The sequence below is a fragment of the Dethiosulfatibacter aminovorans DSM 17477 genome, assembly GCF_900142005.1.
In the GTDB taxonomy this organism is placed as follows: Bacteria; Bacillota; Clostridia; order Tissierellales; family Dethiosulfatibacteraceae; genus Dethiosulfatibacter; species Dethiosulfatibacter aminovorans.
Genome location: NZ_FQZL01000034.1, coordinates 25,128 through 35,660, shown reverse-complemented (window position 1 = coordinate 35,660; position 10,533 = coordinate 25,128). Strand labels below are relative to the sequence as shown.

10 protein-coding genes are annotated in these 10,533 nt (G+C 35.8%); 8 read left to right on the top strand and 2 right to left on the bottom strand.

The annotated features are described in order from the left end of the window. A partial coding sequence (locus BUB05_RS16145) for a M20 metallopeptidase family protein (protein WP_139258045.1) occupies positions 1-537 on the bottom strand: 537 nt, incomplete at its 3' end. A 234-nt stretch (positions 538-771) separates the two neighbouring features. Here BUB05_RS16145 and BUB05_RS16140 point away from each other — a divergent pair. The 7 genes from BUB05_RS16140 to BUB05_RS16110 all read left to right on the top strand — a co-directional run bounded on the left by BUB05_RS16140 (position 772) and on the right by BUB05_RS16110 (position 7,408). Beyond that, entirely contained in the window at positions 772-1,623 is an 852-nt protein-coding gene (locus BUB05_RS16140) for a hypothetical protein (RefSeq protein WP_073050650.1), read from the top strand. Between the two features lie 169 nt (positions 1,624-1,792). Continuing rightward, on the top strand, positions 1,793-2,218 hold the full coding sequence (locus BUB05_RS16135) for a recombinase family protein (RefSeq protein ID WP_073050649.1): 426 nt from the start codon (positions 1,793-1,795) through the stop codon (positions 2,216-2,218). After that, positions 2,215-3,825, top strand: a complete 1,611-nt coding sequence (locus tag BUB05_RS16130; protein ID WP_073050648.1) for a recombinase family protein — start codon at positions 2,215-2,217, stop codon at positions 3,823-3,825. The genes BUB05_RS16135 and BUB05_RS16130 overlap by 4 nt, the downstream gene beginning before the upstream one ends. Before the next feature lie 82 nt (positions 3,826-3,907). Beyond that, on the top strand, positions 3,908-4,162 hold the full coding sequence (locus tag BUB05_RS16125) for a Mor transcription activator family protein (protein ID WP_073050647.1): 255 nt from the start codon (positions 3,908-3,910) through the stop codon (positions 4,160-4,162). A gap of 1 nt (position 4,163) precedes the next feature. After that, positions 4,164-5,303: a hypothetical protein gene (locus tag BUB05_RS16120; RefSeq protein ID WP_073050646.1), complete on the top strand. Its 1,140-nt coding sequence runs from the start codon at positions 4,164-4,166 to the stop codon at positions 5,301-5,303. A gap of 208 nt (positions 5,304-5,511) precedes the next feature. After that, positions 5,512-6,705 carry an AAA family ATPase gene (locus BUB05_RS16115; protein WP_073050645.1) on the top strand — a complete coding sequence of 398 codons (1,194 nt, stop codon included), beginning with the start codon at positions 5,512-5,514 and terminating at the stop codon, positions 6,703-6,705. Further along, on the top strand, positions 6,686-7,408 hold the full coding sequence (locus tag BUB05_RS16110) for a DUF4276 family protein (RefSeq protein ID WP_073050644.1): 723 nt from the start codon (positions 6,686-6,688) through the stop codon (positions 7,406-7,408). The genes BUB05_RS16115 and BUB05_RS16110 overlap by 20 nt, the downstream gene beginning before the upstream one ends. Before the next feature lie 210 nt (positions 7,409-7,618). On the opposite strand, the gene BUB05_RS16100 is transcribed toward BUB05_RS16110, so the two are convergent. Continuing rightward, positions 7,619-7,873: a DUF234 domain-containing protein gene (locus tag BUB05_RS16100; protein ID WP_281258002.1), complete on the bottom strand. Its 255-nt coding sequence runs from the start codon at positions 7,871-7,873 to the stop codon at positions 7,619-7,621. Between the two features lie 182 nt (positions 7,874-8,055). Between BUB05_RS16100 and BUB05_RS16095 the strand changes: the two genes are divergently transcribed. Further along, complete coding sequence (locus tag BUB05_RS16095) at positions 8,056-10,533, top strand: tetratricopeptide repeat protein (RefSeq protein ID WP_073050641.1); 2,478 nt, start codon at positions 8,056-8,058, stop codon at positions 10,531-10,533.

The following is a 10,533-nucleotide window of genomic DNA, read 5'->3' as shown; positions in this document are numbered from 1 at the left end:
TTTTAATTGAATCACTCCTTCATTCACAGTTCCCATGAGATGAATACCAAAAGCTGCATCTACCTTTGGATTTTCTAAAACGCCTTCCTCTATCATAGGGAGTGCACCTCCAGCGTCTTCTTCAGCGGGTTGAAATAGAACTTTAATGTTTCCAGAAATTTGTTCTTTTATTTCATTAAGAATCATAGCTGTTCCTAACAAACCTGCAGTATGGCCATCATGAGCGCATGCGTGCATTACCCCTGGCACCTTTGATTTATAAGATAAATTTGCCTCTTCATTTAATCTTAAAGCATCCATATCTGCTCTTAGTAAAACCGTTGGTCCCGGTTTACCACCTTTTATTAGCCCAACAACTCCAGTTTTAGCTATCCCTTCTTTTACTTCTATACCATGATTTCTTAAAGTATCCGCTACTCTTCTTGCTGTCTTCACTTCTTCAAAAGCAAGCTCAGGATACATATGAAAATAATGTCTTAACTCTACAACTTGGTCATAATATTTTTCTACAAGGTCTTTAATATTTTGATTAGCCATTTATTCATCCCCCAAATAAATTTAAACTTTTATAAACTATGTCTTGTCTTATTAATATTATAAAAGATAATAATAAAAAAAACCGTTTGCTAGAAAACGATTTTTGAAAAAATTTGTATATTTATTTATACAGTCAAGGCTTCTGAGTACAAAGACTCGGTAATAATAATAGATGATTTCTTTCCTGCATCATCAAGTATCGAACGACGCAACTTATTTCTATCTGCAGATCATATGATAAGACTTTTTGGAGACAATATATCAAATGCAAGAATGACTTCCAAGATGGAGAAACAGAAAGAATATAAACCTAATGGAGTTTGTTTGGTCTCAGCTGAAGACACACATGGAAGTACTTCCAGCCGCTCGAGGTGCTTGCATCTATATCTTGACAAAACAAGTGTAGACCTAGAAACTTTATCATATTGTCAGGATAGACCCAAACACTTTTCGACCTTTATATATGCCTTCCTTAAGTATATTTCTGAAAACTATGAGACCTATGTCAAGGAAATCAAGGAAAGAGTCAATAGCTACAGAAAAGAATATAGAAATAATTTTAAACACGGAAGACTACTTGATTCATATATCCTGCTACTTGTATCATTTGAGATATTTCAGGAATATGGATGCTACATAAATGCAATTAACAAAAAGGAAAGAATTAATGAATGTAATGATGCATCTAAAAGCTTATTGGAACTTGTCACCGAAATGACTTATGATATCTACTCTGATGAACCTGGACTACTTTATGCTAAAGCAGTGGACGAATTGATATCTTCTCACTACATATCATTGTCGAAATCAGATGATAACAACATGGAGAGATATGGCTGGGAAACTGATACCCACTATTTCTTATATCCTGATTTAGTACTTGGCGAAGTTGTTAAGTTCTATAAGGATCAAGGCAGAAAGTACTCTGCTTCAAAAAACAAATCTCATATGGCCCTTGATGCACTTGGATTAATAGAGAAGGATGGTAATAAACGAACCGTCAAAAAATCATTTCCAGGTGTTGGACGTAAACGATATCTAGTCATAGATAAGAATAAACTAAATGACTTACTACTTGAATTTTAAGGGGGCAGGGGGACAATGAACAATCAACCGTTGGAAACTCTGGCTTCCAAGCCACAAAACACAATAATAGCTGGGGGCACTCAGGTGGACTCAGCTTTAACAGACTTGATTATAGAGATAATAATAAGCAATTTCAATAAAATAGAACAAAATTCGGAGGATAATTAAAATGAAAAACAATAAATACAAAATAGGAATACACACAATGACAGAAATTAATATGGACTTGAACAAAAACACTAAGTATTTATCTGATATAATAACTATCGAAAAAATCGCAAAACGTTATAATATGGATATTATTGATGAGTATATCGACATAGTTGATAACAGCAGACCACGTACCGAACGGATTGTTAGTAGCGGGTTTGTTAAAATGATAAAAGATGCAAAGAATGGATTATTAGATGAAATAATCGTTGTTTGCAATCCAGCTTTTACCCAATATGACTTTGACATGCTAGAATATCACACAACAGAACATGGATTCTACATACCTACAACCGTCGCAGATGATTTTATTCTAAGATTCGGAGTCAGTAGGCCATGCTATATAGAATTCATCAAATATATAGCCAGGAGGAATAATTCATGATAAAACGTGTTGTAGCCTACGTTAGAGTCTCGACTACAGGGCAGGCTGAAGATGGCTTCTCTATAGAGGCTCAGCTAGAGGCAATAAGAAACCTTGCTAAAGCACTTGGTTACACAATTGTCGGAGAATACATCGATCGTGGAATTTCCGGTAAAAGTATGGATAACCGAGAAGCCTTCATGCGGATGATGGAAGATGCAAAAGCAGGACTATTTGATATGGTCATGGTCTGGAAGATGAGTCGAATTTCAAGAAATCATTTGGATCTTTTGAAGATATACGAAGAGTTTGAAAGAATAGGTGTTGATTTCAGATCTGTATCCGAGCCCTTTGATACCAGTAATCCTTCCGGCAAGTTGTTATTCAACTTGCTGGGCTCAATAGGGGAATTCGAAAGAGAAACAATCGTAGAAAACGTGAAAAATGGTATGAAACAGAAAGCTAGAGAAGGTGGTTTCAATGGTGGGCTGATGCTGGGTTACAGGTCAGTCTACCCAGACTCATCTCAAAACAAGAAAGAGATTATTGTTATTGAAGAAGAAGCAAAAATAATCAGGATGATATTTGACTGGTACATAAATGGTAAAGGATTCAAATATATCGCATTTAAGCTAAATGAACTTGGCTTTACGACTGTTAAAGGTAATGCTTTCTCAATTTATTCAGTGCGGACAATAATTAACAATCCAACTTATGCCGGTAAAATACGTTTCAACAACTATGTCAATCACTCTAAGAACAAACGAAAAGGTAATGAACAAGAACTAGTGCTTGCAGATGGTAATCATACCCCTATTATTGATATCAGAACCTGGGAAAAAGCACAGTCAATCTTCAACAGCAAAAAGCGTTATCGAACCACCCCAAAGAAAGGTGCATTCCTGTTAACAGGACTCCTAAAATGTCCTGTTTGCGGAAGTTCAATGGTTGCCGGGAGAGCACCGCGTAAAGGTCCTTCTGGAAACAAGTCATACTACAAGTATTATCAGTGTTCAAAGTATAAGAATTTCGGCAAGACAGAATGTAATGCTAACTCTGTAAATGCCAAATATGCAGAGGATTACGTATTAAGCAAACTCAACGAATTCACCCTAGATGATGGACTTGTGGAAACCATCATAAACAATTTAAATGACTACGTTAAGAAGAACGTCAAACCTATACAGACCAAACTTGAGTTGATAAACAAAGACATATCTCAATACTCGGAAAGGAAGGAACGAATTTTCAAGCTTTATGAAGATGGAATCATTGATCAGCCTCACTTGATGAAAAGATTGAAAGCATTTGAATCTGAGTATGAAGATATCAAGATACAGAGAGAGGATTTGCTCAATCAAATCAATTACAAGCAAACTACGAAGGAAATACCAACTGGTAAAGTCAAAACTCTTCTCAAGAATTTTGGCAGTGTTCTGAAAATCTCAAGCAGGGAGCAAAAAAAATTACTACTCAATCTAGTGGTTGACAAAATCACCGTCAACACAAATCGGAAAATCAACAATATTGAATTACGATTTGACGAAACAATTCAAAAAACATTACTTAAGGAGGACTCTTCAGATGAAGAGTCCTCTATTTTAATGCCATTTTCTTTGACAATTTGAATTATACAATGAATAGTTCAATGAACTCTACAGGAGATACATCATTTTATTTCCTGTAGAATTCTTGTCGAAAGGGGGTCATATGGATAAGAAAATCAATTCAAAAGACCTAAACGGGGTTTACAAAGATATTGCTGATAATATTAGTATGGATGTAGCTGTCAAATTCCATGAAAACTTCGGAGGTCTTCAAATAACTTTCCCAAAGCACTTCTACAGCACAGAGTATGTTGTAAATCAAATCAAGAACGAATTCACAGGAAACAATTTTAGAGAATTAGCAAAAAAATACAATTATTCAGAACGCTGGATAAGAGAACTAATCAGGAGGGATTAACATGGACAAAATATTTATCATTTATTCTCTAGTAGCAGGATCATTGGTTTTTGCATTCATTCACAAACATTTTAGAATGATGTATTTCGGTTTTAAAACAATAGCATTGTCTTGGCTATTCACATGCTTCATAACGGGAGCGGTTACAGTAGCCATTTTCGGATCTATATTTGAAAAATTCACTAATGACGATTCAGATACCTATCCATCAACACCGATTGCCGAAAGTGTCTATGTTGAAAATGACGCCAATTCTGAAAAATCAATTTCTTTGAAATACTTTGACTACACATTAAAAGAGATTGAAGATGAATTCGGTACAGAATATCATATAGAAAATATTGACGGCAAAGAATACATCGCATTCAACGATGAAGTAACAATCTTTGATGACGGAGTTACCTTGTTTGATGCCGGTGACAATATCTACGATAATGAAGATCCAATGACGAAGGACTTGTATACAAATTATATGTTTGGATTCTTCGATATAAATTCAAAAGACAGCAAAGTCAGTTCCGTAATTCTTAGGGATGTATGGAAGCTTGAGGGTATACATGCTTACATGGATAAAGATACAATTATTGATGCGCTAGGAGTTCCCAATAAGCAAGGAATGAATGGCATCTCTTATGATATGGTCTATGATTTTGAAGATTGTAAAATCACTTTAAAAGGTATCAATCTGTTTTCAATTGTAGCGCAAATTGATAGCAAGGAAAAAGTCTACGTTGCTCAGTCTTCAGATTCAGCAATATATGATAAACTTTCTTTCAACTATATTGGTTCTACGCTTTCCGAGATAAAAAAGGAATTCGGTACAAATTACTCGGAACTAACCTATAAGGATAAGCCCACTGTGCGTTATGAAAACAACTACGAATTTATCTTTGATGAACTTAATGATGACAGCAAAGTTGTTGGTGCTGTCCTATTTCAATATCCATGGGAGATTATGGGAGTCAAGGAAGGTGCCTATTTCGAAGAAATTGAAGAAAATCTAGGTGATCCATTTTCTAAAGGTGTCCTTGAGGAGAATGATGAACTCTATATGATGGAATATCACTTCTCCAATGGGATATTAAGATTCTACAGTAATGATTATTATTCACGTTTTCTAATTGCAGAAATTGAATGTTGATCTGATTACGCTAATACCTACTAATTCTAAGGATTTCAGAAATGAAATCCTTTTTTTTATAGATTTTGTAACTCATTTAGTATACAATTATAGAGTACTTAAGCGCTCAATTAAACAATCACCCCCTTGAGAATAATGGATTCTATACTGGAATTCTGTTAACTATAGGTTACTGTATCAAATAGTATAGAGTTTGGAGGAACACAATATGATTAAAAAAATGTATATCGATAATTTCAAAGCATTAAATGACTTTACTATTGAGTTTTCAAATATGAATGTCCTAATTGGGAAAAACGGTGTTGGAAAAAGTTCTGTACTCCAAGCCCTTGATTTTATTAAAAATTTTGCAATTAAAGATTTGGATGTTTACATGTCTGATAGAAACTGGAAGGCATCTGAAATTGGATCAAAACTGACTTCAACAAAACACATAACATTTAAAATACACTATGCTACTAAAAATAATGATGTTTTAATCTGGTCATTCACTGTGAATCCAGTTAAAAAGACTCAATTAATTGAGTTCATTAGAGAAGAGCTCACGAGAGAAAGCGATCAAAAAGTTTTGCTTGCATATTCATCAAATGGCGGTCGTAGATTTAATAATGAAATAAATGATTATGAAGCAATACCTAGTTTGAATCTTAACTCATCGCTTCTTAAAACAATTGATCCAAAAATCAATAAAAATCAATACCCTGAATTAGTAGAACTTAAAGAGTATTTCTTGGAATCTGATTCTTTTGAATTGATGTCTACTGAAAAAATGAGAAAAAACAGCAGGGGAAATACTGATTCTATTGGAGCTGGTGGAGAGAAATTATCAGCATTCATCCACAACATGGATTCTATCTCAAAAAAAGACTTTCTTAGATTGCTAAGTAATTATTTGAAATCAACCTCTGATATAAATACCTATGTTAAAGGTACTCCCGGTTGGGTCTATATGGATATACAAGAAAAATATAAGGATAAAATTGTCGATATTGATATGGCTCAGATAAGTGATGGAACATTAAGACTTATTGGATTCGCTGCTATTGCTGAAATCAATAAATCTTTAGGTTTTGTTTTGCTTGATGAAATTGAAGATGGTATTAATACTGCAATCGCTGCTAACCTGGTGAAAGAACTTGAAAAACTGTCTAAAACCACTTCACGACAATTCTTCGTTACAACTCACAGCACTGTTATGCTGGATTACTTCAATGAGGATAATATAATATTCTTATGGAGAACTTCTGATGGAAATGTAAAAAATAGAAGGCTAATAAAAAGCGATAAAATCAAATTATTATTGAATGAAATGTATGTAGGTGAACTTCTTTATAATCTGGATGAAGAAAAATTAATCAGCTATTTAGAATCGGTGGATGATAATGAAAAGATTACTAATTAGTGGTGAAGGTGTTACTGATTGCGGTGTACAGGAGTTTGGAACACAGGATTGGTTGGAAGGCCCTGTTCAAGCATACATAAGAGACATTCTGGTTGATGAGGATATTGAAATAATATCAATATCAAAACGAGATGTTTTCAAATCAAGACGAAGCAAAAAACAAAAGAAAGCAAGCTCAAAACTATCCGGTCATGCCGATAAGGCATTTAAACTCTGCTTGAAAGCCGAATCGCTAAACATTGACCATGTTCTCTGTTATGTTGATTCCGATTTTGATAGATCTGCAAAAACAAAAGAGCTCTCTATTAGAAGATCTTTTGAAAATAACTACACTGAAATCCAAGCAGGTTATTCTGCGTATAGTGATGATAGAGATGAAAACTCTATACCAGTTGTACCTGCAACTATGATTGAATCATGGCTTTTAGGAGATCCTGATTCTTTTCTTTCACTATTTGGCAGTTATCCCTCAAATCCTACTCTTCCTTCGAAGCCAGAATACCTTTGGGGTCAAGATAATAATCCGGATAGCGACTATCCTAAAAATGTGTTGAAAAGGGTTCTTGACCAATTTGATCAAGAACCCAATAGAGAATTATTCAATGAGATCGCTAGCTCAAGTAGCATAGGACACCTAAGAGAAAACTGCCCTTTAAGTTTTGAAAGGTTCTATAAAGACCTTACTCGAATAATAAAAATATAGAAACTTCAAAAGAGCGATTATGCTCTTTTTTTACTGTTGAAGGCACTGAGGTGAACCGTACCATAAGTAAATCTATAAACCGAGGCTGAATTGTGACATAGATAAACAATTCTTTTGTAAACCCGGATTTCGAGAACAAATAATAGTATTTGTTCTCATATTTTTTTATTAGTTTACTTTTCTCAACAAGCTCATTGAATATTTTCATGCCTAAAAGCTCATTTTTCCACTTGCATTCACAAAAAATTGCATTTTGTCATCTGCTGCAATTATGTCTATTTCTTCTTGTCTTTTTTTGACAGGATTATTGCCCCACCATCTACCTATTTGCCCAAACAAAAAAGGTAAATCCAATTCGGCATTTTTCTTCATAAGGTATTGCATTGAAATCAATTCATCTTCAGATATTTTACTGATATAGTCAAAGGCTCGTTCCCAGTTTGTAAATACTGCATTTCCTTCAATCCCCTCTGATTTATTTGCAAAAACATCCCTGCTGAAATTTTCCAGATTCCTTTCCTCACTGGCTTCTCTAGAGTTAACCCCTTATCTTATCTATGCCATTACAGCTTACTCGTCAGTGACAATACACCTCTGCTTTGTTATACTTATATTATACATTATAGAAAAATTAAGGAGGACCAATAATGATTGGTGTTTTGAAGAAAGCAATTCGCATCAAATCTGTATTTCCATCTCAATTACTGGTGTTTCTGGCAATATTCATTGCCCTGCTGGGTGAATCAATCGGAGTTTTCTACCTTGCAGTATTGAACAGGATGCTCCCTGTCTTTGCAGCCCCCGTTTTTCAGATTATTGGGTATATGGTTGGAGGCTTCTTCCTGTATTATGGAATCCACAAGATACAGACTCCTAAAATCCCTGATGAAGTTGCAATGGATGAGGAAACCGAACCGGACTCTGTCGGTCATGAAGAAATACATGAACCCGGGAAGAAAAAAGGCCTAGCAGCCTTTGTCATGAACTTCCTGATTCTTGCAGTCATTGCAAAGCTCCTCCAGCACAATATACCAGTACTTGCCAATCCGGATGCCACTCCTATATTCCTTAAGTCTCTGGCACTGACCATTGCAGGTCTTATATTAATGGAAATAATCATTTTTAACTCATGGCTCATTGTTCGCAATTCAACAAGCCCCAATCAATATTTCAGCTGTTTCATGAAATCAATTGCCATATATGTTAAAAGCATCAAATACAACATCATGAGCTCCATAATAATCATACTTATTTCCGTATTTATACTGCTTCTTCATTTTCTTTTTTGGCCTGTTGCATTTTCTACAAATCTTTCACCTGTAACGATCCTATTCTACAGGACTGTCACATATGCTTGTCTCATGGGCTGGGGGATATTGTTCCTGATGAAAACGATAAGGGTCATATATGAAGACAAGGCTGATTTTAAACCAGCAAAGACATCTCCTTTAGGATATGTACTGGTAGTCCTGTCCCTGGCTGCACTTGTTTATTATTCAATACCTTTTACCAACAGCATAGAGGGTGAATATGATCGGATCATTGCAGGAGCTGAAGACTACAGAAGAGATGGCCAGCTTTACCTTTGCGGCAACGAGTACAAGAAGGCATATGCACTAATGAAGGCATATAACGGCTATCTGATGGATATGCACATCCAGAAGGACAAAAAAGCAACTGACGATCAGAAAAAAAACTCTATGAAAGAAGCAAATGCATTATTCAAGGAAGCCTATGCATTCTATCCCAACGGAGGGAAAATATATTACCTGGATGCATTGAGATATATTGATGAAGACCCGTCAAAGTCACTGTCCCTGGCACAGAATGCCAAGGAATATGATCCTCTGTTCGTTGAGGCTTACAAACTGATTCTAGATCTCAGTATTAAACTTAACAAAGAAGAACTTGTGGAGAGCATAGCGAGAGAAATGGTTGTAAAAGGGATGTATTCCAATTCAATCGGTCTCAATTCCATGAGTGTGAGAAGAATTGATTCAACCCTAGAATCAATAGACGGCTATATGAAAATCTGCCTTGAAAACATAACAACAATGGCTTATGAATACTACAACAACCAGCTTTATCCCGAGGCAATGGAAGAACTGATGATGATCAGGGAGATACTGCCTGAGGATGTAGTAACAAATTATCTTATAGCCATGACGGATTTGGAACTGAAGGCTGACAATAAAGCCTATACAACAGCCATAGAAGCAGCCCAGACAATACTGGACCAGTATCCTGATGAAAAATGGGCCCAGGAACTCTACAGTGGAGTAATACTGAGAGCCGGCAACCAGAATGTGATGGACAAGGTTATCAAGGAAGCCTATGAAAGGAATCCTCAAAACCCCGAAATAGCAGAACAATACGCCTATTCCCTTCTGAAGAAGAATTACAATTCGTCATATTATGAAGTTACTCAAGAGGCAGAGCTAGTAGTTGACAAAATCCTTGCAAAAGACAGCAAGAGATGGTTTGCAGTTTATTGCAAGTCCCTTATTGAGCTGTACAAGGGTGAATACAAATCATCACTTGATAATATCGACCATTTCTCGGACTTGATTGTGGAAAAAGAGGATCTTTTCAGCTTTTATGACGAACTCTACAATACTTATGTCATTAAGTATGCAAGGAGAATGGTCATGGATGAAAAAGCAAAGGAAGTATTGTCATCCGGTGACAGTGCAGATGCATTCACCTGCCATTACATAATGGGAGCCTTCGGTACCATGAGCAGTGAAGTCGACACGCTGGGTACAATAGACAATCTCACCCTGGCAATTGAATATAATCCGAGCTTTTCCAAGCTCTACTATATGATAGGTAATGCATATATGGAATATGGCTACCATCAAAATCATCCCGAGTCATATGTACTTGCCGAGAACTACTACAAGGAATCAATCCGTATTTTCAACAATGATCCATATGCATGGTTTGCATTGGGTCACGCATACAAGAAACAGGAAAGATACGAGGAAGCCATGGGGGCATTCCAGAAAACCCTCACTCTGATGCCTGCACAAGACCACCAGTCGGACCACTTCGGCGTCTCCATACATTCAACCTATCAGATAAGGGAACTGGAAAACATACTGGCTTCAAAGGAGGGACAATAA

Bases quoted from the DNA above. Each gene is read 5' to 3' on its own strand.
- BUB05_RS16095 (WP_073050641.1), top strand. From the start codon at position 8,056: ATGATTGGTGTTTTGAAGAAAGCAATTCGCATCAAATCTGTATTTCCA.
- BUB05_RS16120 (WP_073050646.1), top strand. From the start codon at position 4,164: ATGGACAAAATATTTATCATTTATTCTCTAGTAGCAGGATCATTGGTT.
- BUB05_RS16135 (WP_073050649.1), top strand. From the start codon at position 1,793: ATGAAAAACAATAAATACAAAATAGGAATACACACAATGACAGAAATT.
- BUB05_RS16115 (WP_073050645.1), top strand. From the start codon at position 5,512: ATGATTAAAAAAATGTATATCGATAATTTCAAAGCATTAAATGACTTT.
- BUB05_RS16110 (WP_073050644.1), top strand. From the start codon at position 6,686: ATGAAAAGATTACTAATTAGTGGTGAAGGTGTTACTGATTGCGGTGTA.
- BUB05_RS16140 (WP_073050650.1), top strand. From the start codon at position 772: ATGATAAGACTTTTTGGAGACAATATATCAAATGCAAGAATGACTTCC.
- BUB05_RS16130 (WP_073050648.1), top strand. From the start codon at position 2,215: ATGATAAAACGTGTTGTAGCCTACGTTAGAGTCTCGACTACAGGGCAG.
- BUB05_RS16125 (WP_073050647.1), top strand. From the start codon at position 3,908: ATGGATAAGAAAATCAATTCAAAAGACCTAAACGGGGTTTACAAAGAT.